The following is a 19,129-nucleotide window of genomic DNA, read 5'->3' as shown; positions in this document are numbered from 1 at the left end:
CAATCATGATTTTACAGAAAACCGGAATCTATTTCTTCTGATTTTAATAACTTCGCCGAACTAAACACTACTAAGAGCGGCTCATTGAATCCCAGGACCGGATAACACCGGAAACACGCTCACTACCGCACCCGGTAATATACAGGTGCGGTATCATTCTTATGTGGGGGCAATCCCCCGGTCTTTTTCTTTGTCTTTCTCTTTTTCCTCCCGGAAAAATGCCTTTGTCTCCGCGATCACAACAGAGCTGAGCCCCAGAAGCCCAATGAGATTTGGAAAAGCCATACATGCATTGGTGATATCTGCCAGCAGCCAGATCGGTTTCAGGGATAAAAACGGTGCCACTGCGATACATGCAATATAAACCATCTTGTACGGAAGTATGTATTTCACACTGTTTAACAGATATACCAGACAGCGTTCCCCATAATAACACCAGCCGATAATGGTGGTGAAAGAGAAGAAAATAAGGCCGATCGTCACCATATACATCCCCATATCTCCGGGAAGGCTGGCATTAAACGCCGCATTGGAAAGCAGGCCTCCGTCCAGATCTGTGGTCTCCAGCAGACCGGAAGTGATCACAACAATGCCGGTCATGGTGCAGATAATGATGGTGGTAAAGAAAACACTGGTCATGGAAATAAGCCCCTGACGCACACAGGATTTTGTCTTTGCCGCGGCCACAACGATGGGGGAACTGCCAAGACCGGCTTCATTTGTGTAAATTCCTCTTGCAAAGCCTGTCCGCATGGCTGTCATAACAGAGATCAAAATAGTCCCTCCGGCGCCGCCCAGCATGGCATGAGGGGTAAACGCTGACTCAAAGATAAGGGAAAAGGCTCTGGGTATGGCTGAAGCGTTGACGAAAAGCACTGCAAAGGAGCCGATCACATAAGCCGCCGCCATTACCGGAACCACCAGCTCTGCTACGCGTGAGATAGATTTCAGGCCTCCCAGGACAACAGCCGCCACCGCCATGGTAACCACAATGCCAATAGCTGCCACCGGAAGATGGAACGCTTCACTGGCTGACTCTGTGATGGCATTTACCTGAGGAAAGGTACCGCAGCCCAGCAGTGCTGTGATGATGCCAAAAAAGGCAAACAGCTTTGCAAGCCAGATCCATCTTTTTCCCATGCCGTTCTGGATATAGTACATAGGGCCGCCTGCGATCTGCCCGTTTTCATCCACTGTACGGTATTTGACTGCAAGCAGGCCTTCCGCGTATTTTGTAGCCATCCCCACAAAAGCGGAAACCCACATCCAGAAAAGCGCACCCGGTCCTCCCACACGCAGTGCCGTGGCAACCCCCACGATACTGCCGGTTCCAATGGTTGCTGCCAGAGCCGTACACAGGGAACCGAATGCCGACACATCACCTTCCCCCTCCTCTTTTTCAAAAATGTACCGCAGTGCTCTCGGAAGACGTGTAACCTGCAGACATTTCAGCCTCAATGTAAAATATAAGCCTGTCCCAACTAACAAAATCATAGTAGGCGGTCCCCAAACAACTGCCTGTACTTTTTCCAGCAAATGCAGAATACTATCCATAAATCTACCTCCAATCCAAGATCCAATGAGAAAAAGAGCGCGGCAAAGGTACGCAAACCGACATCTGTCTTTAACCTATTGCCGCGCTGTTAAATACTTTATGTATTAAAAATGATAGTATCAGAACAAGGTTGTAACATCTGTATTTTCCATATTGAAACTTAACGATACATTTTTGCATGTACTTAATCCATTATACGTATTAATAGCAGAATACACAACATTATTTTCTTTGCATGCTGTCTCAAGTCCCTTTCCGGCAATCTCAAGACCATATTTCAGGGTTGCGTTGGTCAGTGCAATGGTGGATGTTCTGGGTACAGCGCCCGGCATATTTCCCACACAGTAATGCACTACACCATCCACAACGAAGGTTGGATCATCGTGATAGGTGACTTTTGTTGTCTCGCAGCATCCGCCCTGGTCCACTGCAACATCCACGATCACACTACCCGGTCTCATATTTTTCAGATACGCTTTCTTCATGATCTTAGGGGCTGCTTTTCCCGGGATCAGAACAGAGCCGATGACCAGGTCCGCATCAGCAACTGCATTTTCAATGGCAGCGTCTGTGCTGTACAATGTCTGGATCCTCGCACCGAAAATATCGTCCAGATAGGCAAGGCGGTTCAGATTAATATCCGTGATCGTCACATTAGCTCCCATTCCTATGGCAATTTTGCAGGCATTGGTACCTACATTGCCGCCGCCCAGAATGACTACATTGGCTTTTGGTGTGCCCGGCACGCCGGAAAGGAGAACACCGGAGCCTCCAAAGGGTTTTTCCAGATATTTTGCGCCCTCCTGAATGCTGAGACGTCCGGCTATCTGGCTCATAGGTGCCAAAAGCGGCAGGCTGCCGTTTCTCTCGATCAGGGTTTCATAGGCCACGCCTTTTACTTTGGATGAAAGCAGCGCATCTGTAAGAGGACGGTCCGCTGCAAGATGCAGGTAGGTATAAAGGATAAGTCCCTCATGGAAATATTGGTACTCTTCCTGAAGCGGCTCTTTTACTTTTACCATCATCTCCGATCTATCCCAGACTTCTTTTGCAGAATCAAGAATCACGGCTCCTGCTTTTCTATACTCATCTGTGGTAAATCCAGAGCCAATGCCAGCCTCATTCTCAATATAGACTTCATGGCCCGCATTGACATAAGAGACAACATTATCCGGGGTTAAACCCACACGATATTCATTGTTTTTGATTTCCTTCACGCATCCTACTCTCATAATTATATCCTCCTGATATTTTTTGTTCCGCTGATAATAGAAACACCCCAGGCCACGGAATAACATGGGTATTTTATTTATTTCAAAACCGTCCGGTCATGAAATTCTAATGAGATACACTTATGATATACTATGATGCAGCATTTGAAACAAATAACCGTACTGTAGCCATATTTATGAATATTATTTTTCATTTTATATATTAAAAGACTTTTTTTCTTCTTTTCTTCTATGGCTTTACTTTACCACATAGAATCTGTTTGTGCAATAAGACAGATTTACAGAAAAACCCGACGGTTTTTTGGTTAAATTGTCCATTCAAAATTTTATGATATATGTTACAATTTTAACATACACAAAGGATGTCCTGAATTTTCGGAAAAGTCTGATTATTTATTAAAAATCCCCGGATAAGGGGGATTGTTGGGGGAATTATTATGAATGAAATAAAAGAATTGCTCAAAAGCACAAAACTTACCAAGACTGGCAAGGTCATTGCAGAATTTATCATAGATAACATAGAGGAGGCCTGCTTCATGACCTCCACAGATATAGCCATGAAGCTGGAGGTCAGTGAATCCTCTGTCATCCGCTTTTCCAGAGCCCTGGGATTTACCGGGTTCATGGACTTTCAGCGGAATCTGCGGAACAGCTATAAAGACAATGTGTACAGTATGTCCAGTAACATCACCGTCCCCTATGAGCGGCTGAAAATGAGCATGGAACGGGGCGAAGCCAATTTTATGGAAGAATTTCTGGTGAACACGGAAACCAATATCTCTTCTGTCTTAAAGAACAATTCCAGGGAAACCTTTGACAGGGCCGCTGATTTCATAATCAAAAGCCGGAAAAAATTTGTGATCGCTTCCAGAGCCAATTCCGGTGTGGGGGCCTATACTTATTTTCTGTTAAAACATATGCTGCCGGATGTATACCCTACCAATGATTCCAATGCCAATGTCATTGACCACTTAAGTGACATTGGAAAAGAAGACTGTGTTATCGTCTTCAGTTTCCCCAGATATTCCAAGCTGGATATGATGGCAGTCCAGATGGCGGAGGATGCCGGCTCAGGTATTGTGGTGATCACGGATAAGAGAAGTGCGCTTCTGGCCCAGTACGCGGACATTGTATTCACCGTAGGCCTTAACAGCAGCACCTTTTTTAACTCTTATGTGGGTGTGGAATTTCTCGTGGAAATGTTATGCGCGGATATCAATAACAAAATCGGCTGTTCCAATGAGGACAAATTAAAAAATATTGATAAATATATCAATGAACTGCAGGTGTACTAATGTCCCCCGATGGTATCCACAAGTGTGCGGTACAGCACCTCCTGGTCAATTGGCTTCGCCAGATGCCCGTTCATTCCCGCCTCAGAAGCCGTACTACATCCTCCCGGAAAGCGTCTGCCGTCATGGCAATGATGGGAATACTTTTGCCCTGGGATGTGAGGAACTCCGAATCCTGACTGTGGTCCGTCTTCTGCGTAATCCACAAGGCTCTTTACAGAGATTGTTATAAAGCCAGACCACATCCAAAATCAGTAGCGAAATTCAAGGCGAGAATGCGTAAGCTGACCTGCCGAAGTTGGAGCGTACGGCGCATCGGGTCGCAAATACAGGAAAAAGAATAGCCCACATGTGCCACAATAGGTTGATACAGAAGTATTGGCAAACCGTTCCACTGCCTTGGTGAAACTTGCAATGGTCTGGTCAGCGTCACCGTGTTCGATCCCATCTCTGACTGCCCCCGCAGTTGGTCATCCATATTTTTCCCCTTTTTCTTACTGTATTTTTATGCATTTTATCACAAGTGCAAAAAAGTCAGTATTCTTTATTTTGTCATTAAAATGCCTTTTCTTGCAGTGATCCCTTTTATTTCAGGGTGTTGTGAGCCGGTTCATATATTCACGCTTTGTCTCAGCCTGTATATGTACATAAAGATCAAGTGTTGTTTTCACAGAAGTATGTCCCAGAATCTCCGACAGGGATTTTGTGTCAAACCCCTGCTCAATCCAGCGGCAGGAAAACTGGTGACGGAGGGAATGGATTTTTATGTGAGGTATCTGGCATTTTTTCAGAAGGGACGCGTACCTTCGCTGGACTGTGCGGGGTTCCACACAATTTTCCGTACCTGTAAGGAGAAAGCATCTGCCATTTTTCTTTAATGCTGTGCCAATTGACAGCAGCCGGTCCGGAAGGGGGATTTCACGCATGGAAGTAGAGGTCTTAGGCGTGCCAATGTTGAGCCGCGTCCGCGGGCATACCCCTTGCCCCTCTATAAGGGTCATATCCAGGTTCTTTACACGTGTTACGGTCCGGCGGATATAGATTTTGCGGTGGTTAAAATCTATGTCCTCCCATTTCAGTCCGCACAACTCCCCTACACGTATGCCCGTATACATGCACAAAAGAATGCCAAATGTAAATGGATCCGAGCCTTCACTCAAGCAGGCATCCAGCTTTCTGAAATCCTCTTTGCTCATGATCCGGATTTCCTTACTCCCTGCAGGAATGCGCGGAAACTTAAGAAGTTCGGCAGGAAGGCATCCCAGTTCCTGTCCGTAATGCAGTATGTTCTTCAAAACGCCCATGATCACATGTATACTTCCGTAGGACATTCCCTTCTCCAGCTCCCGCTGGACAAAACTTAAAAGGGTTTGGTTTGTAAATTTTCTCACAGAAGTCTCTCCCAACGCAGGGAGGATATGGTTCTCCAGTATCTCACCGTAATTTGAATAGGTGCTTTCCTTGACCGTATAACGGATATGGTTTTTCCAATGCGCGCTGACCGTGCAGATCCTGTCATCCTCCAGCAAAGCAGAGGGCTGGCTGCCGTATGTAAAAAAGGCCGGATATTCTGATATCATTCTTATCTTCTTCTCCTTAACCTCTTTGTATGACCTGCCATACAGATAACCGTACCTGATCTTACCGTTCATATCCCGCCCTTTCATATAACGGGCCTCCCAACGACCGTCTTTCCTTTTCCTGATGTTTTCACCTTTTCTTGACATCTTGACCTCCTTGACCACTTTTCTGTCCACTCATTGTCGGCTGCTGCTTCCACGAAAAGGCTATGTTCTTAATTTTTGACATAGCGGGGCTGTTTAGCTGCCCTTCCTATGCTAAATGATTTGATTGAATATTTATTATTTTTTGATTTATTGATCTTAAAGCCTTTTCGCGTTAAATTAAAGTTTGTCTAATGATGAAAAAAATTTTGTTCCCTATTTTCCATCACTCAGGATGTCACTCCCTGCACAATAATAAAAATTTATGTTATTAAAAAAAGCCATTACCTCAACTTTTGTTGGCAATGACTTTCATTGTTATGGTCAAATCTCACTTTCAATAGTTTCTCATAAGGATAAATATTTTGTCAATTCATTCTACTATAAAAACCCCCATTTTCCGGATATCACTATCACAGCAGCAGGTTTCCACAATTTTTCTATGCTTTCTTTTGCTTTTCAGCACAATCTATTATATAATGTGAAAGAATCAAATCATTTGTTTGCATAGAGGATTTCCAATGTTAAAAGAAAAATTACATTCTCTTATCCGCTTTCCTTACGAGGAAAAATACCGTGACCAGCTGGAACTGGGAATGGTATCTTTAAATTATAAATCCGAACGGACCATTGCTTTTGTTATGCTGGTCATGCAGCTATTTATGATCATAGTCTTTACCTTTCGTCCAGGCAGTATCTTTTACAGTTACCGCAGACTGCGTTATGTGATAGCCTATGCTGTGCTGGCTGCAGGACTGATCGTGCTTTTGACCATACATAAGCGTGCCAAAAACAACTGGCGGCTGCATGCAAGACTCTGCACCGCCTTTGGAATACTGCTGGTCTTCTGGATCAGCTTTATCTCCTATCTGGATTCCCTGGGTGGTCTGAGCATTATTGTATACTGCTCTTTTCTCCCCATGATGGCCGCCTTTCTCATACTGCCGCCACATATTTTAAGTATCCTGCATATTGTTACCTGTATCCTGACAAACTGTCTGGTACTTGGGACCCCTTACGGACAGGAAAATGTGTTCAGCACAATGATAAACAGCAGCTTCATCTGCCTGTTATCCATTGTTTATTCCTACCGCCTGTACCACGCCCGTCTGGCCGGTATCTATGACAAGATCATCATTGACCAGAAAAACCAACAGTTGGAGGCAGCCAATGAAAAACTGGACCGTCTGTCCATGACAGATACCCTGACCACCCTTGGCAATAGACGCTACCTGGAGGAATCCGTGAAATCTCCTCTTGAAAAATATGGTGTACATATGGGTTCCCTGGCGGTTCTGCTGCTGGACATTGACTTTTTCAAACAGTACAATGACCGCTATGGACATCAGCAGGGAGATGTATGTCTCAAGACTGTCGCCTCTGTCTTATCTTCTTTTTCAGAACAGGAAGATTTTCATGCGGTCCGATACGGAGGGGAAGAGTTTCTACTGGTGACAACCGGCCTTCCCGCTGAGGAGATGGTGGCAAAAGCGGAACAAATCCGCATGTCTGTGGCATCCACCCAAATAGCCGGCCCGCAGAAAACAAAAACCTCCGTGACTGTCAGTATTGGCGTGTCTTATCATAGCTCATGGAAGCCCGGTCTTCTGGAAACGGCTATAGAGGAGGCTGACAGAGCACTGTACCGGGCAAAACAAAACGGGCGCAACCAGACAGAACTATACTCCTAAACTTTCATTCATCGTAAAAAAGAATCCCGCCGGGCTTACCCTATAAGCAGCCGACGGGATTTTCTTTTCCCTACTAAATTCCATTATCTCCAGCTAAAATCTGCATTGCCGATTCTTCCTCGAACTGCCTGGAATACAGATCATAATAATATCCCTTCTGTCTTAACAGCTCTTTGTGGCTTCCCTCCTCAATGATCTTTCCGTCTTTCACCACCAGGATCAGATCTGCCTGACGGATGGTGGAAAGCCTGTGGGCTATGACAAAGGAGGTATGCCCCCTCAGAAGCTGGTCTGTGGCTTCCTGTATTAACTGTTCCGTCTGGGTATCAATGGAGGACGTGGCCTCATCCAGCACGAAAATACTGGGATTTGCCAGAATCGCCCGCGCAAAAGATATCAACTGCTTCTCTCCTGTGGACAGCCTGCCTCCGCTCTCTCCCACATTACTCTCATACCCTTTTTCCAGCTTGCCTGCCACAATATCCGCGGAAACCTTCCTTGCGGCCTCCCGGACCTCCTCGTCCGTGGCCTCCAGGCGCCCGTACCGGATGTTGTCATAAAGCGTACCGGAAAACAGATGGGGATTCTGCAGCACATACCCTATCTGGCTGTGCAGCCAGAGCTGTGACCGTTCCCGGTAATCTTTTCCGTCAATGAGGATACGGCCTTTGGTAGGTTCAAAAAACCTGCCCAGCAGATTCACCAGGGTGGATTTTCCTGCCCCGGTCTCCCCCACAATGGCTACATTCATTCCCGCGGGCACATGCAGATTGAAATGTTCCAGCACATATTCTTTTCCGTCCGGATACCGGAAAGATACGTCCTCAAAGACAATATCCCCCTCTATCCTCTCCCAGTTCTCCTTCTTTGCCTCAAACATATCCCCGTATTTTTCAACCACTTCCGGTGCATCTGTCACATTGGACTGCTGCTCCAGCAGATCCATAACACGCTCAATACTGGCCTGGCAGGAGATCAGATCCGCCAGAAGACGGGCAAGCTGCTGTATGGGCTCGAAAATAACCACCGCATAAGAGATGAACACAGACAGGGTTCCAAGCTGCATCACCTGGCTCTGCACCATATATCCGCCCCTTGCCAGCACAATAGCAGCTGCCACGGAGCTGAAAAATAATATAGTCGGAATATACACGGCGTTCAGCATGGCAGATTTGGTTGCCGCCTGATGCATATTCTTTGTAATACTGCGGAAATTCTTCTGGTTATCCTCCTCGATCACCATACTTTTTGAGGTTCTCACCCCTGTGATCCCCTCATTGTAAGCACTGGTGATCTGGGAATTGACCTTCCTCACTCTTCTGTTCCAGTGAAGGATCTTATTCTGGAAATATACGGTGAGGACTGCAATAAAGGGCACCACCAGCATGATGATAAGCGCCAGTTTCCAGTTCAGCAGAAACATGATCACAAATACACTGACCACATAGATAAACGCCCAGAACATATCCACCAGTCCCCATGCGATCATTCCCGCTATCTTCAGGGTATCACTCATGACTCTGGCATGGATATAGCCCACCGGGGTGGTATTATAATAGGAAAATGACAATGTCTGAAGATGCTCAAACTGCGCTTTCTTCAAATCCTTTCCCACATTCATCTCAATGGTGGTGGCTGCATGGACAGACAGATATACGGATACTGTCTGTGTCACTATCATTGCCACATAGACCAGAGCAAAAACATTCAGCCCTTTTAATGTGTTCAGTGCGATAAAATGGTCGATGGCATAGCTCTGAAACAAAGGAACCAGCACATCAATCCCCGCCAGGATCAGATTCAGGCCTATGGTAATGGCAAAAAATTTCGTATACGGTTTAAAAAAGGGCAGCATTTTAGCCCATGTCTTAAAGCTGAAGGGTTTGTTATAATCTTGTTCTTCGTATGCCGCCATTTTACACCTCCATCTGCATTCTGTCGTCCTGGCTCATCTGGATATCATAAATTTTCCTGTAAATCCCCTGCTGTTTGATCAGCTCCTGATGGGTTCCCATCTCTTCAATGCTTCCCTGGTTCAGCACCATGATCTTGTCAGCGCTCATCAGTGTGGTTACCCTGTGGGAGATGAGGATCACAGCGGCATCTCTCCGGTTCTCCAGAAGCGCCTTCCTGATCTTGGAATCTGTCTGGGAATCCACGGCTGAAAGAGAGTCATCAAATACCATAATGGGTGCTTTCTGCAGCAGCATTCTGGCTATGGCGATCCTCTGCCTCTGGCCTCCTGACAGGGTTACTCCCCTCTCACCCACCAGGGTTTCATACCCATCCGGGAAGTTCATAATGGCCTCATCAATGCAGGCTATTTTAGCCGCCTGCCTGATCTCCTCAAAGGAAGCCTCCGGCACAGATGCCGCTATGTTCTCTTTGATGGTTCTGGAATAGAGGAATGGTTCCTGGAGCACCATTCCTACATTTTTTCTGATCCATTCCAGCGGGATTTCACTGATGTTTTTTCCGCCCAGCGTAATATTCCCCTGGCCTTCCTCCAGCTCATACAGCCGGTTGAGAAGCTGCATAATTGTGGACTTGCCGCTGCCGGTACCGCCCAGAATCCCCAGTGTACTGCCCTGCGGGATGGAGAACGTAACATCGGAAAGCACCTCTTTTCCATCCTTATATCCGAAGTTTACATGAGAAAATTCTATGTCAAATCCCTGATCCCGGCTTTGGTTCTTATACTCCTTTTTATCCTGATAAGCCTCTTCCCCGGCCCCTATGATATAATCCACACGCTCAAAGGAAACGCCCGCCTTGCTCATGTCCGAGAGAATTCGTCCAAGCCCTCGGATAGGCCAGACTAAAGTTGTATTATAAGAAGCAAACGCAATAAATTCTCCCACAGAGATATTCCCGTGTACGGCTTCCGCTGCCCCAAGAACGATCACTGCCACCACCTGCAGGCCGGTTATCAGATCCCCGATTCCCCAGTATAGCCCTGACAAGGTACCAAGCTTGATCCACAACTCTGCAAATGCATTATTTTTCTCATAAAAACGTTCCATCTCAAATTTTTCTCTTCCGAAGGCCCGCACCACCCGGACGCCTGTGGCATTCTCCTGCACGACGGTGGATAATTCCCCTTCCGCTTCATCAGCCGTGGTAAAACGCCCTGCGATCAGACGGTAGAAAATGGTGGAGTACAGAGCCACCACCGGCACAAAACACAGCACAATAAAAGAAAGCTTCACATTCATGGAAAACATCATTCCGAACGAAACCGCAACCAAAAATACGGTACGAAACACCTCCAAAAGCTGGGTCACCACAAAGTTTCTGATAACCTCCACATCTGAAGTACAGCGCTGTATAATATCTCCTGTCTGGTGTCTGTCATGCCATTCCATGGGAAGCCTCTGCACGTGAGAAAACAGGGCGTCTCTCATGTTCTTTGCAAAATTCTCACCGGCTTTTGCCGTGTAGGCCCGGCTCAAAAAAAGTGCCGCTCCGGAAAAAAGTGCCACTCCTACCAGCATCAGTGCCATGATCCACAAATGCTCCGATAAATATTTATATTTATCCCCACCCAGCACAGAGTCCACGGTAAACCGGAAAATCTGGGGTGTCAGGGAATTTAAACCGGTTGTGACCAGCGAGGCTGACACTGCCACCAAAAAATATTTCTTGGACCCCTGGAAAAACCCCATTACCAAGTCCGCTTTTCTATGTTTTTTACTCATAATCCTCCTTAACCTGCCTCATTCGTTTTCGTACTATCTCCATAATAATCTGTATTGCGCATATATTCAATATCTATATCATATTCTCTTCATCCATGCTATAATTTCTAGTAAAACCGGAAAGGAATATAGCATAATGAACACTCCCACAATCAAAACAAAGCGCCTGATCCTCCGCAGGTTCACCCCCGGGGATGCTGCAGCGCTCTTTCAAATCCTGAGCGACGAGGAGGTAAACACCTTTCTTCCCATGTTTCCTCTGAAAACCACGGAGGAAGCCAGGGATTTTCTGCAGGAGCATTATCTGGATACCTACGACCAGCGATCCGGATACCGGTATGCGGTCTGCTTAAAAACAGATAATATCCCTGTGGGATATGTCAATATAAGCAGCAGTGAAAGCCGGGATCTCGGATACGGGCTGCGAAAAGACTTCTGGCATAAAGGTATCATGACAGAGGCCTGCCACGCTGTAGTGGAACTCCTGAAAACCCAGGGTCTCCCGTTCATCACTGCCACCCACGATGTAAAAAATCCCAGAAGCGGGGACGTAATGAAAAAAATCGGAATGACGTATCAGTATTCCTATGTGGAACAGTGGCAGCCTAAAAATATCCCTGTCACATTCCGCATGTATCAGCTTAATCTTGACGGACAGAAAGACCGTGTATTTAAAAAATACTGGGAACAGTATCCTGTCCATTTTATAGAGGATGTGTAACGATCCATCCAAAGGAATCGTTAATAGGATTTCACTTAGGAGAGAAAATATGTTTATCCAATACAATAATCTGGATATTAACTTTACCATTGGAAGCACCCGGTTCCGCACCCTCAATATCGCATATGAACACCTGCACCGCATCATCCCCAGCCACAGCCACGGGGACAACAGTTATGAGATCCACTATGTCGTATCCGGCAGGGGATACATAAAGGTGGGGGAACAGACACACGAAATCACCCCCAATACCCTCTATCTGGCAGGCCCCCATGTGGCCCATGCCCAGATATCCCTACAGGGTGATCCCATGGTGGACTACTGCATTTACCTGAGACTGCACCGCACCTCCCCAGGTGAAAAAAGAACCGATGACCTGGACCGCCTGTTTACAGAGAAGACCTTCTGGATCGGACAGGACAACTGCCAGATAAAAAATACTCTGGAACAGCTATTCCGGGAGTTAAAGGAACAGAAAACAGGCTACACCGTCTACGTGGAGACCCTGCTGCGGCAGCTTATTGTGCAGATGATACGCAACTATCAGGGCGGCCAAAAGGCCCGCCACCACTTCAAGCCCGCAACACCGGCAGAAGCCCAGGACTTTATCATAGAGGAATCCTTTTTGTACGACTATCCTGTCCTCACACTGGAACAGCTTGCGGACAGACTCGGTCTTGGGTGCAGGCAGACCGAACGGCTCATGCAGGACATATACGGCAAAACATTTCTGCAGAAAAAAGGAGACGCCCGCATGTCGGCAGCCTCCATACTGCTTACCTATTCAGACCGCAGCATCTCCTCCATCGCTGAGGAGCTGGGTTATTCATCGGTGGAGCATTTCTCTGCAGCATTCCGGAAATACTACAAGAAAAGTGCCCGCCAATACCGGAAAGAAAACCGGGACCGTCCATAAGGGGATAGCCTTTTGTTGTTACAACAGGCACATCTGTGAGCAGCAAATTTTCGCTGTGCAAAGGTGTGCCTGATTAGTCCACTGGTTCTTTCTTTCGCCTATCCATTGGCTGATGTATGCACTTCCATTTTCTCCGCTTTCTGGTAATTCAAAAGGAAGATGCCTGCGCATACCAGCAGAAGGGCAGTCACAATCTTCCATCCCTCCGTCTGATTCTTTTCGTGCAGGAAAACAGAGGATAGGATAACCCCAAACACGGGATTCGTGAATCCGAAAATAGCGATTCTGGATACCGGATGGTGTTTCAGCAAAATCCCCCAGACGGAAAACGCCACAGAGGAAATAAGCGCCAGATACACCAACATGACCACGCCCCGGAGGGAAACCGTATAAATACGCCCCCCAAGCATAAAACCGCATCCCATCATAACAAGTCCCCCAAGCATAAACTGGTATCCGCTTAAAACCACAGGGTCTTCATCCCTCGAATATATTTTGAGAAGACTGGACGCAAAGGCATAGGCAGTTACAGACACCAAAAGGAATCCTTCACCGTTTATTTTAAGCCCTGCCCCCATGCCGCCGCCATTTAAATTTACCAGTACCACACCGGCAAATCCTACGATACAGGCTGCTATTTTCTTCCCGGTCAGCTTTTCCTGACGGAAGATCAGACTGGCGACCAAGATACTCAAAAAGGTGTTGGAAGCCGTTATAATGGAGCCTTTCACACCAGTGGTATGAGCCAGCCCCAGATAAAAAAACACGTATTGTAAAATTGTCTGAAACATAGATAGCTTCACAATGTTTCCCCATGATCTTCTCTTTGGCACCAGCACCTTTCTTGCAAGGATACTTCCAAATACCACAGCCAGCAGCCCTGCCAGGGCAAAACGCATACCCGCAAATAAAATCTGGGATGCCGGGCTGTCTCCCGGTATCTCAAAAAGTTTATAGCCTATTTTTATACTTGGAAAGGCGCTTCCCCACAGTGCATTGCACAAAACAGCAAGCCCGCAGACCACCCAGGCCTTTTCCAGCATAGGTTTTTTATATGTATTCATTTCTCCGTGTTCTCCTCTTCCGGCACACGGTAATCCTTCAGAATCACGTCCGCAAATTCTTCTTTTACATGAAACTCCTCTATAAGACTTTCTTTGACCAGCTCCCTGGCTGCCTTTAGCTGTCTGCAGGTCTCCAGCATTGCAGGTATTATAGTCTCCAGCCTTTTCTCTTCCTCAAGCTCCCGGCTGTCTTCCAGTTCATCACACGCCTGCATAAATCCTCCTCGCTTTCTTCCGTACATAAACGACTGTTTCTCCGATACATCTTGGCCCGGAAAAATCTACAAGATATATTATTCAGTATAGAGGATATTGTCTCATTTGGCAAGTCAAGCTTTGCTTTGGCTGGCTGCCCGCGGAAATAAAATATTCGTTACTGTTCACTCTGTGCCCAGCAACACGCTTCGCGATGCACAGATATGGAGCATTTTGCTCCATATGGCGCTGGCTGCCTCGGGATCTTCATGCCTTCGGCCTGAAAACACCTGGCGGGACAGTGGCGCGTGAACAGTAACAAATATTCTTCCGTGCACAGGGAATTGAAAAAGGCGTATCCGCAAACGGGATACGCCCTGGTTTCTTTCTGTTTCTTTTACTTTTTCAGCACCATTTCCACCGCGATTTTCCACCCGGAATATTTCTTATCCACAAGGCTTTTTTCCATCTGCGGTTCAAAAGAAGTCCTCCTCATTTTCGCAAAAAGTTCTTCCTTTTTGTAGATGCCAAGGCCAATACCTGCAGCATAGGCGGCACCGATCCCGGACAGTTCCTCAGCTTCGGGTACCTGTACCGGTATGCCTGCCATGTCACTTTGAAACTGCATCAGATAAGTATTTTTTGTAGGGCCGCCGTCCACTCTCAGTTCCCGGATCGGTATCCCGGCGTCCTCCTCCATGGCTTTTAAAATATCCGTGATCTGGTACGCAATGCAGTCAAGTCCTGCGCGCACCATTTCCGCTTTCCCGGTGGTCCTGGTGATCCCGCAGAGGATCCCGGTGGCAGAGCTGTCCCAGTAGGGGGCGCCAAGGCCGGTAAATGCCGGTACAAAATATGTCCTGTCCTCCGGCGCCGCCTCCCTTGCAAGCTGCTCTGTCTCCGCTGCGGACGCAACCAACTGAAGGTCCTTCTGCAGCCAGCTTATCACCGCACCCGTATAATTGATATTGCCTTCCAGCACATAATTTACCTGCCCGTCCATCCCCCAGGCCAGGGAGGAAACCAAACCGTGGCTGCCAAATACCGGTGTTTTTCCCACATTCATCATCACAGAGGAGCCGGTGCCGTAAGTGGCTTTCACCATTCCCTCCTCCAGACATCCCTGCCCGAAGAGAGCGCCGTGGGAATCTCCCAGCACTCCGTGGATGGGAACCGGTTTATCCAGAAATCCTTCAAAATCCGTCTCCCCATAGTAACCGTTGGAGTCCGAAACCCGGGGCAGATTTTCCGCCGGGATTTGAAAGGCCCTGCAGATCTCTTCCTCCCAGGCAAGTGTCCTGATGTTGAAGAGCTGGGTTCTGGATGCATTGGAATAATCCGTCAGAAAGAACCTGCCGCCTGTGAGCCGGTATACCAGGAAACTGTCCATGGTTCCATAACACAGATCGCCTTTTTCGGCGCTTTCCCTGGCCCCCTCCACATTTTCCAGTATCCAGGCAATCTTTGCCGCTGAAAAATAGGGGGAGAGCTTAAGCCCTGTCCGTTCTCTGATCATCCCGGCACTGTCTGCGATCCTGCTGCAGATTCCCTCTCCCCTGGCACACTGCCATACCACGGCGTTATATACCGGTCTGCCGTCCTTTTTCCAGGCAAGGGCAGTCTCCCTCTGGTTGCTGATGCCCGCACCTGCTATCAGGTTCTTATCGATACCGGCCTTTTCCACCACATTCTTAACCGTCTGAATGGTGTTTCTGTAGATCTCCTCCGGGTCATGCTCCACCCAGCCGTTGCTGTCTATGATCTGTCTGTGGGGAAGGTCCGCACGGGCAGTCAGGGCTCCCTGTCCGTCAAAAAGCAGTGCTTTTGTCCCCTGCGTGCTCTGGTCAATTCCCAGTATGTATCTCTCCATATCAGACTAACTCCCTGGCTTTTGCCGCGATTCCTTCCGCGTTTAATCCGTAGTGATCAAATACCTCCTTTGAGGTTCCTGTGATGACCGGCGCATCCGGCAGGGACAGGTTCACAACCTTTTTCGGGCATTCGCTTCCCACTGCCTGGCTCACCATACTGCCAAGTCCCCCGAAAGGCGCGTGCTCCTCCGCTGTGATCACAGCCTTCACACCGGATACCATCTGAAGCAGAGTCTCTTTGTCAAAAGGCTTTACACAGTACATATCCAGGACTGCTGCGCTGATGCCTTCCTTTTCCAGCAGCTTCGCTGCGTCAAGAGAAGGCTTTACCATCTCTCCGCACGCCACGATCGCCACGTCTTTTCCCTCTTTCACCACAGTGGCTTTATCCATTTCAAAAGGACAGTTTCCTTCTTCATAGACATCCTCCACCGCATTTCTCCCCACACGGATGTAGGCAGGTTTTTCATCCCCCAGCAGCGCCTCAGTCAGGCACTTCGTCTGATTTTTATCACTTGGTATGTAAACCCTCATATTCGGAACTGCTGACATGGCAGCCATATCCTGGGCAGAGTGGTGGCTCATGCCCAGGGCACCATAACTGATGCCGCCGCTGATACCGATCAGCTTCACATTGGTGTTGGAATAGGCCACATCCACCTTTGCCTGCTCATAGCTTCTGGTAGATAAAAAGCAGGCGGGGGATACCGCATAGGCTTTCTTACCGCACTTTGCAAGGCCCGCGGAAATGCTCACCAGATTCTGTTCCGCAATGCCCACCTCCACAAACTGTTCCGGGTAATTCTCTGCAAAAGGTGTCATGGATGCGGAACCGCGGGAGTCACTGCACAGCACCACAACGTCTTTATCTGTCTTTGCTTTCTCCATCAGTACCTGGCAGATCACCTGCTTATTTGCTATCTTATTCATGAAGAGCAGCCTCCTTCCCTGCGGCGAAATCACTGATAATCTGATTATATTCCTCCTGTGTGGGTACCTTGTGATGCCAGTTTGCCTTATTTTCCATAACAGGGGAACCATACCCTTTCGTGGTATTTGCTATGATGACACTTGGTTTTCCCTTTGTCTGTGACGCCTCTGAAAATGCCTGCAGAAGTTCATCCAAATCGTTTCCCCGCACACTGATCACATGCCATCCGAAAGAGGAAAATCTCTCTGCCAGGTCATCATGTCCCATCACATCTTCCGTACAGCCGGAAATCTGCAGCCTGTTTCTGTCCACCACTGCACAGAGATTATCCAGATGATACTGGTTGGCAGCCATGGCTCCCTCCCAGACAGAGCCTTCTGCCAGCTCACCGTCTCCCATAACTGTATATACCCGGTATTCCTTTTTGTTCATCTTTCCTGCCAGAGCCATTCCCACGCATACGGGAAGGCCGTGTCCGAGGGAACCGGAATTCATCTCGATCCCCGGCAGTTTATTGTTTGGATGTCCGATGTAAGAGGAACCGAACTTTGAAAACTTTTCTTTTACCTCTTCCAGATCAAGGAATCCCTTTGCGCACAGCACCGCATAATAAGCCTCCATGGAATGTCCCTTGCTGAGGACAAACCGGTCCCTGTCCGGGTCATCTGCCCGTTTTGGAGAAACATTCATAACACGGAAATACAGAGCGGCCAGGATTTCCATAACACTCATATCACCGCCGATATGACCTCCCTTTCCGGCAACAATAATATCAACTGTATCCCTGCGCAGATCAAACACTTTCGCTTTCAGATCATCCATCTCATTCACCTCTCAAATATGCCTTAACCTGTTCCTCGATCGGATCATACAAATCCGGTTTTACACCTATATACTTGCAGGCCTCGTAGAGCACGGGCACCACATCCTTGTGGATACCCACACAGTGATGGATGTATGGCCCTTCCACCAGCTTTGCCTCCAGGCGCTTAAGATTCTCCACCTCGGCCCAGACATAGGTTCCCTTGGTATACGGTCCTTCCACACCCTTCGCGTGCCCCAGAAGCAGGGAGTATTCCCCGTTGTCTCCGTCAAAACGGCACAGGGTCATATCCCCGTGTTTTGCCTCAGCCTCCACAGCTCCGGGATGGTCAAAGGCCAGGGGATAACCAATGGATGGCTTTTCCTTTGCCACAGAGACAGGCCAGGGGCCGCAGTGCTGCAAAAGCTCACCGTTTTCATTGTCGGGATGACGCACCGTCCAGTCTGCAAAGAAGGTCCTGGCCTCATCCATGCCTGCCGCTTCCATGAGAAGTGCTGTGACGGCGCCGTGTATATCCGTCTCACAGACGACCGGGATTCCCTCCTCATTCAGCAGGGAATTGGCCGCACAGGGCATAATTCCGATTTCTCCCTGAAGGGCATTCCAGCACTGGATAGCAATGGCATTACAGCCGTATTTCTCTGCCAGATTCTTCATGGCAGCTTTCAGCGCAGCCACGTTTTCCAGCTCATTTTCCCTGATTCTGACACACATATTGTCATGACAGTATGCCATGATCTTTACCACCTCTGTGCCCTCTTCCTTTACCTTTTTCATCTCTTTTGTCAGCTCGGGAATCGGTATGGGAGAAAGCTGGATATTAAATCTTTCCAGCAGTTCGCCCTCGTTGCACATGGTACTCCAGAAGTCAAACGGGCGCGGCCCGATCTGCAGGATTCTTGTATTTCTGAACACCTTCACCACATTGCACACAGCCAGGAAATCCCGGATTCCCCGCTGGAACTCCGGGTCTGTAAGCCTGCAGTTTGTCATGTAGGTAAACGGCACCTGAAATCTTCTGAGAACCTTTCCGGTGGCAAAAAGCCCGCACTGGCTGTCACGGAGACGGACGCCGTTCTCATCCGGACGCTCATCCCTCGGCCCCCATAAAAGCACCGGAACATTCAGTTCCTTTGCCAGCCTTGCGACCTCATATTCTGTGCCAAAATTGCCGTGGGGGAAGAAGAGGCCGTCCACCTTCTCCGCCTTAAATTTCTCCGCGATCTTTATTCTGTCTGCCTCGTTGTACAGAAGTCCTTCCTCATTGATATCCTTAATATCCACAAAGGAGACGCCCAGTTCACACAATCTTTCCCTTGTCAAATCCGCATATTTAATGGCATCCGGAGCACTGAAAATGCTCCTTCGTGTTGGGGCGAACCCTAATTTTATCTTATTCAAACTCACACACCCTGC

At 48.0% G+C, this 19,129-nt stretch carries 16 protein-coding genes and 1 pseudogene; 4 read left to right on the top strand and 13 right to left on the bottom strand.

Going from position 1 to position 19,129, the window contains the following annotated elements:
* Positions 1 to 159 precede the first annotated feature (159 nt).
* Both A4V09_RS01710 and ald read right to left on the bottom strand, forming a co-directional pair.
* Positions 160 to 1,554 carry an alanine/glycine:cation symporter family protein gene (locus A4V09_RS01710; RefSeq protein ID WP_065540813.1) on the bottom strand — a complete coding sequence of 465 codons (1,395 nt, stop codon included), beginning with the start codon at positions 1,552 to 1,554 and terminating at the stop codon, positions 160 to 162.
* A gap of 120 nt (positions 1,555 to 1,674) precedes the next feature.
* Entirely contained in the window at positions 1,675 to 2,787 is a 1,113-nt protein-coding gene (gene ald / locus A4V09_RS01705; RefSeq protein WP_065540812.1) for an alanine dehydrogenase, read from the bottom strand.
* Between the two features lie 437 nt (positions 2,788 to 3,224).
* On the opposite strand from ald, the gene A4V09_RS01700 reads away from it, so the two are divergent.
* A complete protein-coding gene (locus A4V09_RS01700; protein ID WP_065540811.1) occupies positions 3,225 to 4,082 on the top strand; it encodes a MurR/RpiR family transcriptional regulator in 858 nt (285 codons plus the stop codon).
* Here A4V09_RS01700 and A4V09_RS01695 read toward each other — a convergent pair.
* From A4V09_RS01695 to A4V09_RS01685, 3 genes and pseudogenes are all read right to left on the bottom strand, one after another.
* Positions 4,079 to 4,285, bottom strand: coding sequence for a hypothetical protein (locus A4V09_RS01695; RefSeq protein WP_162291097.1), 207 nt, complete (start codon positions 4,283 to 4,285; stop codon positions 4,079 to 4,081). The two genes, A4V09_RS01700 and A4V09_RS01695, sit on opposite strands and share 4 nt — an antisense overlap.
* A gap of 171 nt (positions 4,286 to 4,456) precedes the next feature.
* Positions 4,457 to 4,534: pseudogene (locus A4V09_RS26280) on the bottom strand (metal-sensing transcriptional repressor); the annotation flags it as partial.
* A gap of 135 nt (positions 4,535 to 4,669) precedes the next feature.
* Positions 4,670 to 5,806: a tyrosine-type recombinase/integrase gene (locus A4V09_RS01685; protein ID WP_065540810.1), complete on the bottom strand. Its 1,137-nt coding sequence runs from the start codon at positions 5,804 to 5,806 to the stop codon at positions 4,670 to 4,672.
* 518 nt (positions 5,807 to 6,324) lie between these two features.
* Between A4V09_RS01685 and A4V09_RS01680 the strand changes: the two genes are divergently transcribed.
* Entirely contained in the window at positions 6,325 to 7,494 is a 1,170-nt protein-coding gene (locus A4V09_RS01680) for a GGDEF domain-containing protein (RefSeq protein WP_065540809.1), read from the top strand.
* Between the two features lie 73 nt (positions 7,495 to 7,567).
* On the opposite strand, the gene A4V09_RS01675 is transcribed toward A4V09_RS01680, so the two are convergent.
* A complete protein-coding gene (locus tag A4V09_RS01675; RefSeq protein ID WP_065540808.1) occupies positions 7,568 to 9,409 on the bottom strand; it encodes an ABC transporter ATP-binding protein in 1,842 nt (613 codons plus the stop codon).
* 1 nt (position 9,410) lies between these two features.
* On the bottom strand, positions 9,411 to 11,192 hold the full coding sequence (locus tag A4V09_RS01670) for an ABC transporter ATP-binding protein (protein WP_084043395.1): 1,782 nt from the start codon (positions 11,190 to 11,192) through the stop codon (positions 9,411 to 9,413).
* 136 nt (positions 11,193 to 11,328) lie between these two features.
* Here A4V09_RS01670 and A4V09_RS01665 point away from each other — a divergent pair, with 136 nt between their 5' ends.
* Positions 11,329 to 11,913 (top strand): GNAT family N-acetyltransferase, encoded by a 585-nt coding sequence (locus tag A4V09_RS01665; RefSeq protein WP_065540806.1) that lies wholly within the window; start codon positions 11,329 to 11,331, stop codon positions 11,911 to 11,913.
* 49 nt (positions 11,914 to 11,962) lie between these two features.
* Positions 11,963 to 12,829, top strand: a complete 867-nt coding sequence (locus A4V09_RS01660; RefSeq protein ID WP_065540805.1) for an AraC family transcriptional regulator — start codon at positions 11,963 to 11,965, stop codon at positions 12,827 to 12,829.
* A 98-nt stretch (positions 12,830 to 12,927) separates the two neighbouring features.
* Here A4V09_RS01660 and A4V09_RS01655 read toward each other — a convergent pair whose 3' ends face one another.
* The 6 genes from A4V09_RS01655 to A4V09_RS01630 all read right to left on the bottom strand — a co-directional run bounded on the left by A4V09_RS01655 (position 12,928) and on the right by A4V09_RS01630 (position 19,114).
* Positions 12,928 to 13,893, bottom strand: coding sequence for a DMT family transporter (locus A4V09_RS01655; protein WP_065540804.1), 966 nt, complete (start codon positions 13,891 to 13,893; stop codon positions 12,928 to 12,930).
* The gene (locus A4V09_RS01650) at positions 13,890 to 14,108 is read right to left on the bottom strand and encodes a hypothetical protein (protein WP_065540803.1); all 219 of its coding nucleotides are present in this window, start codon (positions 14,106 to 14,108) and stop codon (positions 13,890 to 13,892) included. Before A4V09_RS01650 ends, A4V09_RS01655 begins: the two co-directional genes overlap by 4 nt.
* 377 nt (positions 14,109 to 14,485) lie before the next feature.
* Entirely contained in the window at positions 14,486 to 15,958 is a 1,473-nt protein-coding gene (locus tag A4V09_RS01645; protein WP_065540802.1) for an FGGY-family carbohydrate kinase, read from the bottom strand.
* 1 nt (position 15,959) lies between these two features.
* Complete coding sequence (locus A4V09_RS01640) at positions 15,960 to 16,889, bottom strand: transketolase family protein (RefSeq protein WP_065540801.1); 930 nt, start codon at positions 16,887 to 16,889, stop codon at positions 15,960 to 15,962.
* A complete protein-coding gene (locus tag A4V09_RS01635) occupies positions 16,882 to 17,712 on the bottom strand; it encodes a transketolase (protein WP_033143567.1) in 831 nt (276 codons plus the stop codon). The genes A4V09_RS01640 and A4V09_RS01635 overlap by 8 nt, the downstream gene beginning before the upstream one ends.
* A 1-nt stretch (position 17,713) precedes the next feature.
* Positions 17,714 to 19,114, bottom strand: coding sequence for an L-fucose/L-arabinose isomerase family protein (locus tag A4V09_RS01630; protein WP_065540800.1), 1,401 nt, complete (start codon positions 19,112 to 19,114; stop codon positions 17,714 to 17,716).
* Positions 19,115 to 19,129 lie beyond the last annotated feature (15 nt).

The organism is Blautia pseudococcoides (assembly GCF_001689125.2).
In the GTDB taxonomy this organism is placed as follows: Bacteria; Bacillota; Clostridia; order Lachnospirales; family Lachnospiraceae; genus Blautia; species Blautia pseudococcoides.
This window is presented reverse-complemented; position numbering and strand designations above follow the sequence as displayed.

Bases quoted from the DNA above. Each gene is read 5' to 3' on its own strand.
- A4V09_RS01710 (WP_065540813.1), bottom strand. From the start codon at position 1,554: ATGGATAGTATTCTGCATTTGCTGGAAAAAGTACAGGCAGTTGTTTGG.
- ald (WP_065540812.1), bottom strand. From the start codon at position 2,787: ATGAGAGTAGGATGCGTGAAGGAAATCAAAAACAATGAATATCGTGTG.
- A4V09_RS01700 (WP_065540811.1), top strand. From the start codon at position 3,225: ATGAATGAAATAAAAGAATTGCTCAAAAGCACAAAACTTACCAAGACT.
- A4V09_RS01685 (WP_065540810.1), bottom strand. From the start codon at position 5,806: ATGTCAAGAAAAGGTGAAAACATCAGGAAAAGGAAAGACGGTCGTTGG.
- A4V09_RS01680 (WP_065540809.1), top strand. From the start codon at position 6,325: ATGTTAAAAGAAAAATTACATTCTCTTATCCGCTTTCCTTACGAGGAA.
- A4V09_RS01675 (WP_065540808.1), bottom strand. From the start codon at position 9,409: ATGGCGGCATACGAAGAACAAGATTATAACAAACCCTTCAGCTTTAAG.
- A4V09_RS01670 (WP_084043395.1), bottom strand. From the start codon at position 11,192: ATGAGTAAAAAACATAGAAAAGCGGACTTGGTAATGGGGTTTTTCCAG.
- A4V09_RS01665 (WP_065540806.1), top strand. From the start codon at position 11,329: ATGAACACTCCCACAATCAAAACAAAGCGCCTGATCCTCCGCAGGTTC.
- A4V09_RS01660 (WP_065540805.1), top strand. From the start codon at position 11,963: ATGTTTATCCAATACAATAATCTGGATATTAACTTTACCATTGGAAGC.
- A4V09_RS01655 (WP_065540804.1), bottom strand. From the start codon at position 13,893: ATGAATACATATAAAAAACCTATGCTGGAAAAGGCCTGGGTGGTCTGC.
- A4V09_RS01650 (WP_065540803.1), bottom strand. From the start codon at position 14,108: ATGCAGGCGTGTGATGAACTGGAAGACAGCCGGGAGCTTGAGGAAGAG.
- A4V09_RS01645 (WP_065540802.1), bottom strand. From the start codon at position 15,958: ATGGAGAGATACATACTGGGAATTGACCAGAGCACGCAGGGGACAAAA.
- A4V09_RS01640 (WP_065540801.1), bottom strand. From the start codon at position 16,889: ATGAATAAGATAGCAAATAAGCAGGTGATCTGCCAGGTACTGATGGAG.
- A4V09_RS01635 (WP_033143567.1), bottom strand. From the start codon at position 17,712: ATGGATGATCTGAAAGCGAAAGTGTTTGATCTGCGCAGGGATACAGTT.